Source organism: Actinoallomurus purpureus (assembly GCF_024055795.1).
GTDB classification, from domain to species: domain Bacteria; phylum Actinomycetota; class Actinomycetes; order Streptosporangiales; family Streptosporangiaceae; genus Actinoallomurus; species Actinoallomurus purpureus.
This window is the reverse complement of the sequence record NZ_JAMXMY010000011.1, coordinates 53,531-69,789: the sequence shown is the minus strand read 5'-3', so window position 1 is coordinate 69,789 and position 16,259 is coordinate 53,531. Positions and strand designations below refer to the sequence as shown.

17 protein-coding genes are annotated in these 16,259 nt (G+C 70.1%); 13 read left to right on the top strand and 4 right to left on the bottom strand.

Annotated elements, in window-relative coordinates; all coding sequences use genetic code 11:
* The first annotated feature begins 115 nt into the window (after nucleotides 1-115).
* A complete protein-coding gene (locus NE236_RS21210; protein WP_252843792.1) occupies nucleotides 116-928 on the top strand; it encodes an LLM class F420-dependent oxidoreductase in 813 nt (270 codons plus the stop codon).
* Nucleotides 929-931: 3 nt separating this feature from the next.
* Here the strand turns inward: NE236_RS21210 and NE236_RS21205 are convergent, their stop codons facing one another.
* Entirely contained in the window at nucleotides 932-2,092 is a 1,161-nt protein-coding gene (locus tag NE236_RS21205) for a pyridoxal phosphate-dependent aminotransferase (protein ID WP_252843791.1), read from the bottom strand.
* Between the two features lie 52 nt (nucleotides 2,093-2,144).
* On the opposite strand from NE236_RS21205, the gene NE236_RS21200 reads away from it, so the two are divergent.
* Both NE236_RS21200 and NE236_RS21195 read left to right on the top strand, forming a co-directional pair.
* Nucleotides 2,145-2,690 carry a helix-turn-helix domain-containing protein gene (locus NE236_RS21200; protein ID WP_252843790.1) on the top strand — a complete coding sequence of 182 codons (546 nt, stop codon included), beginning with the start codon at nucleotides 2,145-2,147 and terminating at the stop codon, nucleotides 2,688-2,690.
* 188 nt (nucleotides 2,691-2,878) lie between these two features.
* Complete coding sequence (locus NE236_RS21195) at nucleotides 2,879-3,454, top strand: hypothetical protein (RefSeq protein WP_252843789.1); 576 nt, start codon at nucleotides 2,879-2,881, stop codon at nucleotides 3,452-3,454.
* 28 nt (nucleotides 3,455-3,482) lie between these two features.
* Here NE236_RS21195 and NE236_RS21190 read toward each other — a convergent pair whose 3' ends face one another.
* A complete protein-coding gene (locus tag NE236_RS21190; RefSeq protein ID WP_252843788.1) occupies nucleotides 3,483-3,902 on the bottom strand; it encodes an ATP-binding protein in 420 nt (139 codons plus the stop codon).
* Between the two features lie 116 nt (nucleotides 3,903-4,018).
* Here NE236_RS21190 and NE236_RS21185 point away from each other — a divergent pair, with 116 nt between their 5' ends.
* Nucleotides 4,019-4,858 carry a helix-turn-helix domain-containing protein gene (locus NE236_RS21185; RefSeq protein WP_252843787.1) on the top strand — a complete coding sequence of 280 codons (840 nt, stop codon included), beginning with the start codon at nucleotides 4,019-4,021 and terminating at the stop codon, nucleotides 4,856-4,858.
* Nucleotides 4,842-4,973, top strand: coding sequence for a DUF397 domain-containing protein (locus NE236_RS21180; RefSeq protein ID WP_252843786.1), 132 nt, complete (start codon nucleotides 4,842-4,844; stop codon nucleotides 4,971-4,973). The genes NE236_RS21185 and NE236_RS21180 overlap by 17 nt, the downstream gene beginning before the upstream one ends.
* A 54-nt stretch (nucleotides 4,974-5,027) precedes the next feature.
* On the opposite strand, the gene NE236_RS21175 is transcribed toward NE236_RS21180, so the two are convergent.
* Together NE236_RS21175 and NE236_RS21170 are read right to left on the bottom strand one after the other, a co-directional pair.
* Nucleotides 5,028-5,495 (bottom strand): acyl-CoA thioesterase, encoded by a 468-nt coding sequence (locus NE236_RS21175; protein ID WP_252843785.1) that lies wholly within the window; start codon nucleotides 5,493-5,495, stop codon nucleotides 5,028-5,030.
* Complete coding sequence (locus NE236_RS21170) at nucleotides 5,473-5,817, bottom strand: hypothetical protein (protein WP_252843784.1); 345 nt, start codon at nucleotides 5,815-5,817, stop codon at nucleotides 5,473-5,475. The genes NE236_RS21175 and NE236_RS21170 overlap by 23 nt, the downstream gene beginning before the upstream one ends.
* Nucleotides 5,818-5,976: 159 nt before the next feature.
* Between NE236_RS21170 and NE236_RS21165 the strand changes: the two genes are divergently transcribed.
* The 8 genes from NE236_RS21165 to gatC all read left to right on the top strand — a co-directional run bounded on the left by NE236_RS21165 (nucleotide 5,977) and on the right by gatC (nucleotide 16,253).
* Nucleotides 5,977-6,939 (top strand): erythromycin esterase family protein, encoded by a 963-nt coding sequence (locus NE236_RS21165; protein WP_252843783.1) that lies wholly within the window; start codon nucleotides 5,977-5,979, stop codon nucleotides 6,937-6,939.
* A gap of 103 nt (nucleotides 6,940-7,042) precedes the next feature.
* Nucleotides 7,043-8,047 (top strand): methionine synthase, encoded by a 1,005-nt coding sequence (locus NE236_RS21160; protein ID WP_252843782.1) that lies wholly within the window; start codon nucleotides 7,043-7,045, stop codon nucleotides 8,045-8,047.
* A gap of 352 nt (nucleotides 8,048-8,399) precedes the next feature.
* The gene (locus tag NE236_RS21155) at nucleotides 8,400-8,948 is read left to right on the top strand and encodes a hypothetical protein (RefSeq protein ID WP_252843781.1); all 549 of its coding nucleotides are present in this window, start codon (nucleotides 8,400-8,402) and stop codon (nucleotides 8,946-8,948) included.
* 380 nt (nucleotides 8,949-9,328) lie between these two features.
* Nucleotides 9,329-10,012, top strand: coding sequence for a DUF899 family protein (locus NE236_RS21150; protein WP_252843780.1), 684 nt, complete (start codon nucleotides 9,329-9,331; stop codon nucleotides 10,010-10,012).
* Nucleotides 10,013-10,214: 202 nt separating this feature from the next.
* Nucleotides 10,215-10,844 (top strand): hypothetical protein, encoded by a 630-nt coding sequence (locus tag NE236_RS21145; RefSeq protein ID WP_252843779.1) that lies wholly within the window; start codon nucleotides 10,215-10,217, stop codon nucleotides 10,842-10,844.
* A gap of 133 nt (nucleotides 10,845-10,977) precedes the next feature.
* A complete protein-coding gene (ligA, locus tag NE236_RS21140; RefSeq protein ID WP_252843778.1) occupies nucleotides 10,978-13,143 on the top strand; it encodes an NAD-dependent DNA ligase LigA in 2,166 nt (721 codons plus the stop codon).
* Nucleotides 13,144-13,369: 226 nt separating this feature from the next.
* Nucleotides 13,370-15,466, top strand: a complete 2,097-nt coding sequence (locus NE236_RS21135) for a putative bifunctional diguanylate cyclase/phosphodiesterase (protein WP_252843777.1) — start codon at nucleotides 13,370-13,372, stop codon at nucleotides 15,464-15,466.
* A 433-nt stretch (nucleotides 15,467-15,899) separates the two neighbouring features.
* Nucleotides 15,900-16,253, top strand: a complete 354-nt coding sequence (gatC, locus tag NE236_RS21130) for an Asp-tRNA(Asn)/Glu-tRNA(Gln) amidotransferase subunit GatC (RefSeq protein WP_252843776.1) — start codon at nucleotides 15,900-15,902, stop codon at nucleotides 16,251-16,253.
* Nucleotides 16,254-16,259 lie beyond the last annotated feature (6 nt).

The following is a 16,259-nucleotide window of genomic DNA, read 5'->3' as shown; positions in this document are numbered from 1 at the left end:
TGGCCTGCGCCATCCTGCCGTGACAAGTGAAGGCCCGGCCATCGCGCCGGGCCTTCTTCCTCATGCTCCGTCCATGGGAGACCTCTGCGATCGGCGGGGGCGTAGGCTCAGGAGAATGAGATTCGGTGTATCGACCTTCGTGACCGATGAGGGCATCGGACCGGCCGATCTCGGCCGGGCGCTGGAGGAGCGCGGGTTCGCGTCGCTGTTCGTCGCCGAGCACACGCACATCCCGGTGAGCCGGGAGAGTCCGTACCCCGGCGGCGGCGACCTGCCGCGCGTCTACTACCGGACCCTCGATCCGGTCGTCGTGCTCACGGCGGCCGCCGTCGTCACCGAGCGGCTCACCCTGGGCACCGGCATCGCGCTCATCCCGCAGCGCGATCCGATCATGTTCGCCAAGGAGATCGCCTCGCTCGACCTGGTCTCCGGCGGGCGGACGGCCGTCGGCATCGGCGGCGGCTGGAACCGCGAGGAGATGCGCGATCACGGCACCGACCCGAAGACCCGGATGGCGTTGATGCGCGAGCGCGTGCTCGCCATGAAGGAGATCTGGGCGAAGGACGAGGCCGAGTTCCACGGCGAGCACGTCGACTTCGACCCGATATTCTCCTGGCCCAAGCCGGTACGGACTCCGCCGATCCTGATCGGCGGCTGGGGGCCCAAGACGTTCGACCGCGTCCTGGAGTACGGCGACGGATGGCTGCCCATCGCCGGGGACGTCGACCGTCTCGCCGAGGGCGTCAAGGAACTGCGCGAGCGCGCCGGACGCCACGTTCCGGTCACCGTGTACTCCAGTCCCGCCAAGCGGGAGGTCGTCGACAAGCTGATCGCCGCCGGTGTGGACGAGATCCTGCTCTTCCTGCCGACCAAGCCCGCCGACGAGACGCTGCGCCGCCTCGACACGATGGCCGAGCTCATCGCCTGACGGTCAGCCGATCGCCCGGCGGAAGCGGTCGCCGAGACCGGTCAGGCGCTCGACCGGCTCGTTGGCGAACACCAGCCGCAGGTACCGGCTCCCGCCCGGACCCCAGCCGTCCATGGGAGTGGCGGCCACCTTCGCCCGGTCGAACAGCCGCCGGGACAACTCCACCGGGGTCAGGCCCAGGGGGCCGGTGTCGACGAGCAGCGACCAGCCGCCGTGCGGCCGGACGACCGGGTACGCGGAGAGCTCCCGCAGCACCGCGTCGCAGCGCCGCCGCCACTCGGCCGTCGCGGCGGCGACGTCCGCGTCGGCGTCCGGGGCGTCCAGCGCGGCGGCCACGGCGTCCTGCGCCAGCCCGACCTGGCAGACGACGTTGGTCAGGCCGACCAACCGGACGTCGGCGAGGATGTCGGCCGGGCCGACGACCCAGCCGACGCGCCAGCCGATCATTCGCAGCTCCTTCGAGGCCGAGCCCACGGTGATCGTCCGGCCGGCCGGCCCGTCATGGGAGGCCGGGTGGCTCGGCGGCCGGCCGTCGAACCGGATGCGCTCCATCGCCGCGTCGTAGATCAGCCACGCGTCGTGGCGCTCGCACGCGTCGGCGAGGGCGGTCCAGTGCCGGTCGTCGAGGACCAGGCCGGTCGGCATGGCCGGGCCCATCATGAGCACCGCCGCCGTACGCGGGCCGACCGCGGCCGCGAGCCGCTCCGGGTCCACGGCCCAGCCCTCCGCCGTCGCCTCGGCCGGCACGAAACGCGGCACCCCGCCCGCGAGCCGTACCCGGTTGACGAGACCGGCGTAGATGGGGTCGCACAGCACGACCTCCTGTCCAGGCTCGACCGTCGCGAGCAGCGTGTTGAGGATGCCGTTCAGCCCACCCGCCACGCTGACGCATTCGGTGGCGGGATCGTACGAGCGCCCGGCGATCCGGCCGACGTGCGCGGCGGCCGCCTCCCGGAGCGACCGGTGCCCCTGGAACGGCAAGTAGCTGTTGGCGGCGTCGTCGTCGACGGCCGAACGGGTGACGGCGAGCGCGACGGCGGGCGGCCGGATGTCGGTGTCGAGGTTCTCCAGCCGCAGGAAATCGGGGTCGGCGACCGCGTCGGCCGCGTCGCCGATCACGTCCACCCCGATGCCGGGAATGTCGCGGAGCCTGGTGACGGTCATTCAACGCCTCCGTTCGTTATACCGGTACGGTCATGCCACTATGCTGATACGCATGGACGTTGGGCAAGTGGTCGGCGGCAACCTTCGGAGGCTGCGCACCGCGGCCGGCATCTCGCTGGCGGACCTCGCCGCGGCCGGCGGCATCAGCAAGACCACGCTGCACGGCATCGAGCAGGGACAGGCCAACCCGACGCTCGGCACCCTCTGGGCGCTGGCCACGGCGTTGAAGGTGCCGCTCGGCGAACTGCTGGAGGCGCCCGCCTCGGCCATCGAGGTCGTACGGTCGACGGATGACCGGCCGCGTGTCGAGGGCGACGCGGTGAGCGCGCGCCTGCTTCACCGCATCAGGATCCGCGGCACGGTCGAGGTGTACGACATCGGCGTCGCCGACACCGCGCAGCACTCGGACGCCCACCTGCCCGGTGTCGAGGAGTGCATCGTCGTCACGGACGGGCGCATCACCACCGGACCTGCGGACGCCGCGACGGACCTCGAGGCGGGCGACTCCATCCGCTTCGACGCGGCCCGGCCCCACGTCTACCAGGGGCGCGGTCCCCGCAACCGCGCCGTCCTCCTGATGCTGCATCCCGAACCCTGACCCGAAGCGTGCCCCCTGCGGGCGACCCGGTTCCCCCTGGTGGGGGAAGCGTGGGGATACCGCTGCTTGCGATCTTGAAATCGATGACACGCAGGCACGACCCACCGGAGGACGGATATATGAGCACGCGCGGCGATCGGGGGCCCGCATGCGGAGGGTCCTGGACCGTTCGGCGGATCGCTGCGAGGATGCACGGCCGGACGGCGGCCGGCGTCCCTCGATGGGCGGTGCGGGCGGCGTACGCGACGACCCTGACCGTGCTTCCCTCCTGCGTCTGGCGGATCGCGGCGCTCAACTTCGACGTCCCGCTGCTCGAACGGACCGCGGAACCCGCCGCGGGCCACGGCCCCGTGGTGTTCACCGGCCTCTGGTACGTCGTCGTGCTCAGCTTGGTCAGCGAAGCGCTGGCCTACCTCGCCTTCGGGCTGGTCAGCGAGTGGGGTGAGGTGCTACCACGCTGGATCCCCGGCCTGGGCGGCCGACGAGTGCCGATCCTCGCCGCCGTCATCCCGGCGGGCCTCGGTGCCGCCGCGCTACTGATCTTTCCGTACGCGCTGATCATGTTGGGCCTCGGCCGGATGATCGACGGCACTCACCACGCCGGCCTGGTCGTGCACGGATGGAAGGCCGTCGCCTTCGTCGTCGCCTACGCGCCACTGGCCGCCTGGGGACCGCTGCTCGGCCTGCTGACCGTGCACTACTACCGACGCCGTCGCGCTGCCCGGCCCGCACTCCGTGGGCCACAGGTCGTCCAGGTGGGATGAACCGGTTGGCCACGGAGATCCCCGATCGTCACCGATGAGCCGGCGTCGCGAAGCGCGCCCACACGACCTTGCCGCCGTCGGTGCCGGGGTGGTGGCCCCAGGCGGTGGCCAGCGCGGCGACGATGAAGAGACCGCGCCCGGTCTCGGCGACGAAGTCGGGTTGCCGAAGTTGCGGCCGTCCGGGTGCGTCATCCCACACCTGGAGTTCGACGGTGTCCGCATTCCACTGCCACTCGATGAGCGCGTGGATGGCGCCGGCCCCGGCGCGATGCGAATTGGTCACCAGCTCGGTGACGACCGTCTGCAGATCGTCGGCGAGGGCGGCCAGGTCCCAGCAGGCCAGCACCTTGGCCGCCCATTCCCGTGCCTCGCCCGCGGCCGTCGGTCCCGTGGACAACTGCCGGAAAGCGAAGATCCGTTCTTCCTCAGGGAAAACCCGGTCGGTCATGGCGTCGCCCGTCTTCCTCGGAGATCGTGCGCATCGCGCGCTCGTTCTGTAACAATGACCTCACTCTGAGTAACATGGAAGATTCAAATCGACCTTCGAACCCCCCGGAGGCAGCGATGACCGCGGCCGAGAACCTCGATCCCGACGAGTCCCTCTGGAACGCCATCGCCTTTCACCTGCGCTACGAGCGCCAGAAGCGCGGCATGTCACAGACCGAGGTGGGGCAGATCATCGGCGTCAACAAACATGGGGTTTCAAACGCCGAAGCGGGCCGCAACAAGCTCACCCGCATCCAGGCCGACCGCCTCGACAAGGCCTGGGACACCGGCGGCCTGTTCGCCAGACTCCGCCGCTTCGCCCGCCTCGTCCACAACCCCGACTGGCCCGCTCAGGTCGACCGCTACAAACGCGAGGCGGACCAGGTCAAGATCTTTTACAACAGCTTCGTCCCGATTCCCTTTCAGACGGAGGACTACGCACGGGGACTGCTGTCCGCAGGTCACGCTGCTGGACTGATCGAGGATGTCGAGGCCGCAGTGGAACGGCGAATGGCTCACCAGGCCGCGGTCCTCGGCCGAAGTCCTCAACCGCCGCTGATCTGGGCCGTCCTCGACGAGGCGGCATTAAGGCCGATGGGCGATCCGGCGGTCATGCGGGCCCAGTTCGAGCACTTGCTCGCATGCAGCAGGCTGCCTCAGGTATCGCTTCGCGTCATCCCGCTCGCAGCCGCTCCCCACATCGGAATCGACGGATGGTTCTGGTTCTTCGAGTTGCCTGGGCGGCGACTGGCCGCGTTCGCGGGGACGACGCTGGATGTCGGTCGGGTGATCGATGACCAGGCAGAGGCGGCCAGCGTGTCTGTCCGATTCGACCGGATCGCCGCTCGGGCGTTGAATGAAGACCAGACGCGTGACCTCTTGAAGAGGATGGCTGACACTCATGACGGAATGGCGTAAGAGCAGCTACACCACTGGAGGGGGCGGCACCACCGAATGCGTCGAGGTCGCACAGATCACCGGCGTCAGCGATGCGCCAGACCTGAATGACCTCCTGCACGACAGTTCGGACTGAGGCAGGTCGGTGTGCGGCGGCGTCGGCTTCGGTGAGTGAGCGCCTGAACGGGGTTCACTCAGTCGTGCCGCGCGGGCGGTCGGGCCGGAGGCGGAGGAGTTCGGGCCTGTCCGCGCGGGCGCGCCACGCGTGGGCGGGGTCGGCGATCAGCCGGCGGGTTCTGAGATCGAGCAGCCCGCTCACGTGAGAGACCTCGGCGGCCACGGTGCCGTCCACATGTGTCATCACATGCCGAACGCGGTAGGTCTTGCCGTCGCCCCACTCCCAATCACAGGACACGTCGACCTGGTCTCCGCCGCGCAGCTCACGGTGATACTTGATCACCGTTTCCAGATTGACGGGCCCCATCCCGTCGGCGAGTAGATCCTCGACCGAGATTCCGGCGGCTTGGACGCACGCGAAGCGAGAGTGATCGGCGTACTGGATGTAGAAGCCTCCGCCCAGATGTAGCTGAGGGTCGATCTCGTAGCTGCGTATCTCCAGACGGACGCTGAACGGCTCAGTCGTCGGCTCCGCTGTCATCGGAGGCCCCCTCTTGTGTCAGCCAGTGCAGCGAACGGTCGGTCAGATAGCGGCGGCCGTCCTCGCGGACCTCGAGCCAGTCGCCTCGGGCCCAGCCGCCCGCCGCCTGGGGGGAGAAGCCGTGCTTGCGGAACAGCGCACTCGCCTCGGCTCGCGTCAGGCCCCGCTCTCCCCACTCGGAGATGAGGGAGCGATACCGGCTCTCCGCCGGGGCTTCGGCGGGGTCGGCCGAGATCGCGTCGGCCAATGCGGCGAAGCCCGCGCTGATCTGGCGCAGTGCCGCGGCCACCTGTTCCCTCTGCGCCGGGGATGACGGCTCCATGCGCATAGGTTAGCAATCGATAGCGATTGCATGACCTATGAGAGTGCTCCGTATCTTTCTGGTGCCCCGCCCTTGACCTCAACTGGACTTCAGGTAAGAGCCTCTTCGCTGAGCGGGTCGCACCGGAGCGACGTGCAGTGAGGGACGAAGAGGTGTGGGATGTCGGAGTCGATGATGGCCGAGTGGATCACGGAGAGTTCGCATGAGCTGGTCGCTCGGGAGCCCGGCGAGCCGTTGGACGACCTGCGGCCGCTCGCGCCACTGGTGCGGGATGCGAAGGTCGTGGCGCTCGGTGCCGCCGCGCGGATGACGCGGGAGTTGGCGGTCGTCGCGCATCGCACCCTGCGGCTGTTGGTCGAGGAGGAGGGCTTCCGGTCGCTGGCCCTGGAAGGCGACGACGCGGTACGGCTCGGGCTCGACGCCTACATCGCCACCGGCGAAGGTGATCCGCGCGAACTGCTGGCCGGAGCACGGGCGTTCCTGCGGACGGAAGAGATCCTCGAGGTCGTCCGCTGGATGAAGTCGTACAACGAACGGCACCCGGACGATCCGGTGCGGTTCGCCGAGGCTCCGGACCGGACGGTGAGGCACGCGACGCCGCTCGACGGCCTCGCCGGGGTGGAACGGGCGCTCGCCGACGGCGTGACCTGGTGGCAGGAGCGCACCGGCGACAAGGTCGTGTACTGGGGTGGCATGGCGCACACCGCCGTCGGTGACCCCCGTACGGTGTCCCAGGCCGCACCCCCTGAGACGCATCGCAACATGGGCGGTTACCTGCGGGAACGCATGGGGGAGGGCTACCGGTCGATCGGACTGACCCTGGGGCACGGCTCGATCGGCGTGCCCCTCCCCGCGCCGAGCACGCAGTTCGCCGACTCCACGCTCAGCGCGGGCGCCGCCGGCCGAGCGGGATACGTCCTGGACCTGCGGGCGCCGCAGCCCGAGCCCGTACGTCGCGGGCTCAACGCCTCCGCCAGGACACGGCTGATCGGCCCCTCCTACGACGCCGCCGATGACGCGGCCTACCACCTGTCGGGCGGATCGCTACGGTCCTGGTTCGACGTCATCATTCACACGGAAGAGGTCACGCCCGCCCGGCTTCTCCAGCCACTGCCCGCCTGACACTCGCGCGGACCGCCGTCGCCGCCGTAGGAACCTCCCTCCGACCGTGCGGCTGCTGGAGGCCGTCGGCGAAGACCCGGCGGCCAGGCCATAGGCTTCTGCCGTGCCTGATCTTCCGTGGACCATTGGGACCGCCACCGGCGTCGGCTCTCATCCCGGCGATGATCCCGCCGAGGCGCTGCGGGTCGTCCTCGGTGGGCTTCCCGACCTGCCGTACCTCCCGGAGCTGCCGGAGCGTGGGCCCGGTGCGGACATGATCGGGCGGGCCGCCGGGTTGCTCGTCGAACTCGCCGTCGGGCTGCAGCCGTCCGGGTGGAGGTTCGCCGACCGGCCGGGCCGGGACACGTCCCGCGCCCGGAGCATGCTCGCCCGGGACCTCGACACGCTGGAGGAGCGGGCGGGGGAGTACGAGGGACCGTTCAAGATCCAGATCGCCGGGCCCTGGACTCTGGCCGCCTCGATCGAGCTCAGGCACGGTGACCGCGCGCTCCGCGACCCCGGCGCCGTACGGGAACTGATCGCCTCGCTGGCCGAGGGTCTCGCCGCGCACGTCGCCGACGTACGCCGCCGGCTGCCCCGGGCGACGATCCTTCTCCAGCTCGACGAGCCCGGCCTGCCCGGCGTTCTGGCGGGAACCGTTCCGACCGCGAGCGGTTTCTCCCGGCTCCGTGCCGTCGAGGCTCCCATCGCCGAGGACGGCCTGCGGCGGGTGATCGAGGCGGCGGACGCCTTCCCGATCGTGCACTCCTGCGCTCCGCGCACGCCGTACGGCCTGCTGCGTTCGGCCGGAGCGAAGGCGATCTCGGTCGATGCCGCGCTGCTGCGCGGCCAGGACGAAGACGCGATCGGCGAGGCCGTCGAGGCGGGCACCGGCTTCCTTCTCGGTGTCGTCCCCGGCACCGACACCCGCCTGCCGGCGCCGAAGGAGTCGCTGACCCGCGCGCAGGAGCTGTGGCGGCGTCTCGGTTTCTCCCCGAAGGTCCTCGCCGAGGGCGTCGTCGTCACGCCCGCCTGCGGCCTGGCCGGAGCGAGTCCCGCCTACGTACGCGCCGCGTTGAGGCACTGCCGCGAAGCGGCCCAGGTCCTGGCCGAGACCGCCGAGGACTGATCAGTACCGTCTGGCTCATCTCAGCCGGCGACGGTTCGGCCGGATCGCAGCACATCAGGGAGGGGCAGCTGCAATGGCGCGGCGAGCGGTACGGCATGCCGAGGGCGGGTCTGCCGGCAGGCGGAAGACGAGCGGTTCCACCGGTGGGCGAAAGCGCAGTACGCCCGCCGGCGGGAGGAAGAGGAGTGCTTCCGCCGGTGGGCGGAAGAGCAGTGCTGCTGCCGGTGGGCGGAAGAGGAGTGGTTCCGCTGGTGGGCGGAAGCGCAGTAGGCCGGCCGGCGGGCCGAAGAAGCGCAGCCCCGCCGGCAGGGGAAAGCGGAGCAGGCGCAGGTCGGCAGGGTCTCCATCGAGCGTGTTGCTCACCGCGGTCGGCGTACTCGTCGCGATGGGAGTCCTCGGTCTCGCGGGCTGGCTGCTGACCTTCCCTCTCAACGACGCCCGCTACACGTCCGGGCTGGCCGGGACACCGGGGACGTTCACGGCCGCGCGGTGCCACACCACCGGGTCCGGCAAGAGCAGCACCCGCATCTGCAGCGGGACGTTCGAGTCGACCAAGGGGGGCTTCATCGACCGGGCCGCTCAGATCCGCAACGCTCGGATCGGCGTCGGTAAGCCTGCCACGCTGCGCCGCAGACCCGATGGCGGGTACGTCCAACCCGGTCCGGTGAACGCGGGCATGAATCTCGCGACCGCCTTCGGGATCGTGAGCCTTGCCGCGTTCCTGCTCGTGGTGCTCTGTGCGTCGCCGAAGCAGGTCTCGGCCGGAGGCTGGAAGCGGCTGCGGAAGAATCCCCCTCCCTGGGGAGTGTTGCTGTCCATCCTCGTCCCGCTGTTCGGGGCCTCCCTCGTCCTGGCAGGACTGTGTGCCTTGGTCGGCTTTCTCCTCTCGCTGGTCTTCTGAGGCGGACCGTTCGCAGCCGTCACCCTGCCGTCGCCGCAAAGCGGCCCAGATCTTGAAGGAGACCGCCGAGGACTGAGTCCCAGCTCCCGGGCGCCGTTGACTTTGGGATTGTCGCCCATTCGCGCGCCTCGGGAAGGGCGATAACCCCAAGATCAACGCGGGCGAGCTGCGCGTGCTGCTCTGGTGCCGTTCTTCCCCCGCCGTCGGGCTGACTCTGTCGTCGCGGTGGACACCTTGCCGTCGGTATGGACGGTGGGTCGGGTGTTTGGTCGGAATTGTCCCGGCAAGAGCGACGGCAAAGACCTCCGGCGACGCACCCCAGCCACGCGCTCGGGGTTCGGGGCGGGGGTCCGGGGGGATGGCCACCCCAGGAGGACGCCATGGTGCGGCACACCAGACTGGCCGGGGAATCGGCGGACTACCTCGCCGCCCGCGAAGAGCTGCGCCTGGCCGAGATCGACCTCATGCGCCACCGGGAGAAGGTCGCGGCCCGGCGACGGGCGCTCCCGAAGGGGCCGCCCGTCGACGACTACGTCTTCGTCGAGGGCCCCGCCGACCTCGACGCCGGCGACACACCGGTCCGCGAGGTCACCCTGAGCGGGCTGTTCACCGCTCCGGACCGCCCGCTGATCGTCTACCACCTCATGTACGGCAAGCGGCAGACCGGCCCCTGCCCGATGTGCACCCTGTGGATCGACGGCTTCAACGGCATCGCCCGCCACATTGCCCGCAACGCCGACTTCGCCATCGCCGCGGCCGCCGACCTCCCCGCACTGCGGCAGCACGGCCGTAACCGCGGCTGGCACCGGCTACGGCTCCTGAGCTGCGGCGACAGCACTTTCAAGTACGACCTGGGCAGCGAGGACGAGGACGGCGAACAGGACTCCACCGTCTCCGTCTTCACCCGCGACGGCGACGGCACGGTCCGCCACTTCTACTCCACCCACCCACGCATGGCCGACGACATCGACCAGCGCGGCATCGACCTCCTGGCCCCCGTCTGGCACCTCCTCGACCTGACCCCGCAGGGCCGCGGCGACTGGTTCGCGAGCCTCGACTACTGACCCCCGCAGCAAGATCCCACCAGCGTCACGGCTGCCGTCGGGACGGACGGTGGCGAGCCGAACGGCACCGGTGTCGGTGGCGCGCGATGACGTCCTGGAAGGGCTGCCGCGGCCTGCCGGATCGCATGATTCGTAACGGCCGTGTCCAAGAAGTCGATTCTGTGGTGACTCGTCCGCAAGACGAGGACGTGAGGAAACGGTCATGGGACGGGATCGGCAGGTCCTCGGAGCGGGAGAGGGCGAGAGCGCCGACACCGCCCCGTCGCTGCGCCTGGTGCGCACCGCGGCCGGTGTGCTGGTCGCAATCGGGGTGGTCGTCCTGGCAGCTCGGCTGGTGCTCTTCCCTCTCGACGGCTTCCAGTACGCGGCCGGACTCGCCGGGACACCCGGACGGTTCACCGCCGCACGCTGTCACTCGGTCCCGGCCGGTTATGGAAGCAGACGCATCTGCACGGGGACGTTCGTGCCGGCGAAGGGCAGGCCCGTCGACGGCGCCGCCCGGATCAAAGACTCGCGGGTCGGCGTGGGCGGGTCCATGACACTGCGCCGCCGGCCGGACGGCCGATATGTCCAGCCGGGGCCGGCCAACGCCGCGCTCGACCTGGCGGGTGTCTTCGGGATCGTGAGCCTCGCCGCGCTGGCGCTGGTGGTGCTGTCCATCATGGCGAGGCGGGTCCGGTTCGAGGTCGGCGTGCCGCTCCGCGCGAACCCGCGCCCCTGGGGGACACTGCTGCCCTTGCTCATCGGGCTGTGCGCCGGCTTCGCGGTCGCGGCGGTGCTGTCGCTCCTGGCCGCCATCCTGCTCAGTCTGGGCCAGGCGATCTTCTCCTAGTACGGATCGCGGATCGCAGGCGCGTACAAAGTCTGCGCACGGACCGGCGATGGACCACGAGCCGCAGGTCAGAAGTGTCTGTGGCGCGCGAGACACTAAGACCAGTGGCACTCGCAGGCAGGGAGAGAGACTCGTGGCGACAGGCGCACCCGACGCGGTCCGGCAGCGGCATGCGGAGTTGGCTCAGGAGCTCGACGAGGCCAACTACCGCTACTACGTCCTCGACTCCCCGACGATCAGCGACGCGGACTACGACCGGCTGATGCTCGCGATCCGGGCGCTGGAGGGCGAGCACCCGGAGCTGGTCACGCCGGACTCGCCGACGCAGAAGGTCGGCGCGCCCATCACGACCGACTTCGCGACGGTCGAGCACATCGAGCGCATGCAGAGCCTCGACAACGCCTTCAGTACCGATGACCTCTCGGCGTGGCTGACGCGTGCGGAGAAGGAGGTCGGCTCCGTCGCGAACTTCCTGTGCGAGCTGAAGATCGACGGGCTGGCGGTCAACCTGACGTACGAGAACGGCAGGCTCGTACGAGGCGCGACGCGCGGTGACGGCCGTACGGGAGAGGACATCACCAACAACATCCGCACGATCGACGCCGTGCCGCTGCAGCTCGAGGGCGACGACGTGCCGGAGCTGCTGGAGGTGCGCGGCGAGGTCTACCTGCCGGTGGAGGCGTTCGAGAAGCTCAACGAGACGCGCGTGCAGGCGGGCGAGGAGCCGTTCGCCAATCCGCGCAACGCGGCCGCCGGGTCGCTGCGGCAGAAGGATCCCCGGGTCACCGCGCGGCGTCCGCTGAGCATGATCGTGCACGGGTTCGGCGCGTGGCGCGGTGGCAGGCAGCCGGAGAGCCAGTCGGACTCCTACGAGATCATGCGGTCGTTCGGCCTGCCGATCAGCGACCGGTACAAGGTCGTCGACGGTCTCGACGACGTCCGCGAGTTCATCGAGTACTACGGCGAGCACCGGCACGAGCCGGCGTACGAGATCGACGGCGTCGTGGTCAAGGTCGACCAGCTGGCGCTGCAGCGGCGGCTGGGGTCGACGAGCCGGTGGCCGCGGTGGGCGATCGCGTTCAAGTACCCGCCGGAGGAGGTCAACACCAAGCTCCTGGACATCAGGGTCGGGGTGGGCCGCACCGGCCGCGTGACGCCGTACGGCGTGATGGAGCCGATCGAGGTCGCCGGTTCCACGGTCGCGTACGCCACGCTGCACAACGCCGACGAGGTCAAGCGCAAGGGCGTGCTGATCGGCGACACGGTCATCCTGCGCAAGGCGGGCGACGTCATCCCGGAGATCGTCGGGCCGGTCGTCGCCCTGCGCGACGGCGCGGAGCAGGAGTTCGTCATGCCGAGCCGGTGCCCGGAGTGCGGCACCGAGCTGCGGGCGCAGAAGGAGGGCGACGTCGACATCCGCTGCCCCAATGCGCAGAAGTGCCCGGCGCAGCTGCGGGAGCGGCTCTACTTCGTGGCGAGCCGCAACGCCCTGGACATCGAGGCCCTGGGATACGTCGCGGCGACCGCGCTGACCCAGCCGCTGGAGCCGGAGGACCCGCCGGTCAAGAACGAGGGCGACCTGTTCCACCTGACGGTCGAGCAGCTTCTGCCGATCAAGTCGGTGGTCCGCGAGCAGCGCACCGGTCTGCCGAAGATCGACCCGAAGACGGGCGAGGAGAAGGTCGTCACGTTCTTCGCGAACAAGGCCGGTGAGCCGAAGAAGACGGTCGAGAAGCTCTTCGAGGAGCTGGAGAAGGCCAAGAAGCAGCCGTTGTGGCGGGTCCTGGTCGCGCTGTCGATCCGGCACGTCGGGCCGACGGCGGCCCAGGCGCTGGCGCGGGAGTTCCGCTCGCTCGACCGCATCGTCGCCGCGTCGGAGGAGGAGCTGACGGCGGTGGAGGACGTCGGCCCGACGATCGCCGCGTCGGTGACGGAGTGGTTCACCGTCGACTGGCACCGCGAGATCGTCGAGAAGTGGCGCGCGGCGGGCGTTCGGATGGAGGACGAGGGCGCGGCCGAGGGGCCCCGGCCGCTGGAGGGTGTCACCGTCGTCATCACCGGGTCGCTGGAGGGCTTCAGCCGCGACTCCGCGACCGAGGCCGTGCAGAACCTCGGTGGCAAGGTGTCCAGCTCGGTTTCCAAGAAGACCGGGTTCGTCGTCCATGGCGAGAGCCCGGGGTCGAAGTACGACAAGGCGGTGAAGCTGGGGGTCCCGTTGCTCGATGAGGCGGGGTTCCAGGTGCTGCTGGAGAAGGGGCCGGATGCGGCCACGGAGATCGCGGTCGTCGGCGAGGAGTGATTACCGAAGAAGGTGGTCATGCTGACCTGCAAGGCGATACTGTACGGTATCGATTGATTACCGAGGGGGTTCTCGACGTTCGGGTGCAGGCGTAACGCAACGTGCGCAATCGGTTCCGCGAAGTTGCTTGGACGTCGTAGTCTCCCCTCAGTACTACATGTGTCCGTCCAAACACCATCGCCTCCCCCCAAAGCGCAAGGTTTGGGTGTAACCCCCCGAGGACGTGATGAAGGACCCGAACAACACGCGGGACACGATCCCCCGGCATGGCTCTCCTCTGTGGAGCTACGTCGTCTGTGTCACGGTGGTCGGCGTCGCGGCCCTTGCCACCTCGCTCGCCTTCCTGAGCGTCGGCGACCTTCGGGCGCTGGTCGGCGCCCCACTCTTCTGGATCCTGGCCTGTCTGATCGTGTGCGGTGAGCTCAAGCCGATCATCACGCCGGGCTCGACCGAGACCACCGGCGCGACGGTCTCCACCGCCTTCACCTTCGCCACCATGATCTACGCGGGCCTGCCCACGGCGCTGCTGCTGCAGGCCATCGCCACGGTGGCGACCGGGATGCTGCGCCGGCGCGCGCTGCACCGCACCGCCTTCAACGTCGGCCAGTACACCCTGAGCTTCACCGCGTCGGGCCTGGTGCTGCTGATGTTCGGCATCACGGCGTCGCCCTCGCACCCCTGGACCCCCCACGGCCGGGACCTGCCGATCATGCTGCTGGCCGGCGTCGCGTACTTCGTCGTCAACCTCGCGCTGGTCAACGCCGCGATCGGATTGCACGAGCGCACGTCCGTCCTGAAGGCCATGCGCTGGAACCTCGGCCTGCAGCTCCTCGTGCACAGCGCCCTGCTCGGGCTGGCGCCGCTCGTGGTGGTGGCGATGAGCTGGTCGGCGGCGTTCGTCCCGCTGTTCGTCCTGCCGTTCATCGCGGTGTACATCAACGCCTCGGTCTCGGTCAGCCGCGAGCACCAGGCCCTGCACGACGGCCTCACCGGCCTGCCGAACCGCAAGCTCCTGATCATGCGGACCGAGGAAGCGCTTGCACAGGCGCGACACCACGCCGAACGGGCCCTCACCGCGCGCGACGGGGACGGCGAGCCGCCCCGGCGCGTCGGCCTGTTCCTGCTCGACCTGGACCGCTTCAAGGAGGTCAACGACACGCTCGGGCACCCCACGGGCGACCGCCTCCTGCAGCTCGTCGCGCACCGTCTCACCCACAGCGTGCGGCCCGGCGACCTGGTCGCACGGCTCGGCGGGGACGAGTTCGCGATCCTGCTGCCGACCGTGCGCGACACGCGCGGCGCCCGCGAGGTGGCGGCCCGGCTCCGCGCGGCGCTGAACGAGCCGGCGCGCCTCGACGGGATGTCGTTCGATCTTGAGGCCAGCGTCGGCATCGCCCTCCATCCCGACCACGCGCCCGACTTCGAACTGCTGCTGCAGCGCGCCGACGTCGCGATGTACGTGGCTAAGGAAAATCGCACCGGGGTAGAGATTTATTCACCGGACCGCGATCGCAACTCGCCGGAGCGCCTCGGCCGCCAAGGGCAGCTGCGGCGCGCCATCGACCGCCGCGAGCTGGAGCTGTTCTTCCAGCCCAAGCTGTTCCTCGGCAACGGCCAGCCGGTGGGCATGGAGGCGCTGCTGCGCTGGCGGCATCCGCAGAAGGGGCTGCTCACCCCGGAGCAGTTCCTGCCGATCGCCGAGCAGACCTACCTCATGCGTGGCATCACCGATTTCGTGGTCGACGCCGCGCTCGCCCAGGTGGCGCGATGGTGGAAGGCCGGGTTCCGCGTCCAGGTCGCCATCAACGCCGCCGGCCGTGACCTGCTCGACTCGGCGCTCACCGAGATGATCGCGTCGGGGCTGCTCCGGCACGAGATGCCGCCGCGGGCCCTCCAGCTGGAGATCACCGAGCGGATCCTGATGAACGAGCCCGCCTACGCGTCCGACACCGTCGAGGCGCTGGCCGCTCTGGGCATCCCGCTCAGCCTCGACGACTTCGGCACCGGCTACTCCTCGCTCGTCCGGCTGAAGAGCCTGCCGGTCGAGGAGATCAAGATCGACGCTTCCTTCATCAGCCGGCTCCGGGAGGCGGGCGACGACGCCGTCATCGTCCGGTCGATCATCGATCTGGCGCGCACACTGGGCCTGCGCTCGGTCGCCGAGGGCGTCGAGAACGCCGAGACGGAGCACCTCCTGCGCAACCTCGGCTGCGACGCCGCCCAGGGCTACCACTTCCAGCCGCCGATGACCGCGGCCGAGGCGACCGCCTGGCTGCGCGAGCACTTCTCCCAGCTCCAGGCGCCGGAGGGAGCCGCCCTCTGAGGGCGCCTCCGAGCGGGAACATCCACGGTTGCGGGCGCCGACGATGCCGCCCCCCGACGAGATGCCCGAGCGACGATGTCCCAGGCCGCGGACGCCGACGATGCCGTCCTCCGGTGAGACGCCGAGCGATGATGTCTCAGGTCGCGGGCGCCGACGATGCCGCCCCCCGACGAGATGCCCGAGCGACGATGTCCCAGGCCGCGGACGCCGACGATGCCGTCCTCCGGTGAGACGCCGAGCGAGGACGTCTCAGGTCGCGGGCGCCGACGATGCCGCCCCCCGGCCCCGCTCGTGCCCATGGAGCGGCGCTGTGATCACCTGGGTAACGATCCTGCGATCATGCCTGGGTAAACCGCCCGTTAACCGGTCGTGGCCGGTTTCCCGCGCCCTCTAGGATGGCTGGGAACCCATCGATCGCAGAAACGGTTTCGACATGCTTAACGAGCACGCCGCCCATGGCACCGCCGCCGCGGGCCAGGCCCGCGGCGGCGGAGCCATCACCCGCGAGGAGGTCGCCCACCTCGCCCGGCTGTCCCGGCTGGCGCTGCGCGAGGATGAGCTCGACCACCTCGCCACCCAGCTCGATGACATCATCTCCGCGGTCGCGCGCATCCAGGAGGTCGCGGCGGAGGACATCCCGCCCACCTCGCACGCGCTGCCGCTGACCAACGTTTTCCGCACCGACGAGGTACGGCCCTCTCTCGCGCCCGACCAGGCGCTCTCCGGCGCGCCCGCCGCCGAGGAACAGCGTTTCAGGGTCCCGCGGATTCTGGACGAGGAGGCCTGAGCGACC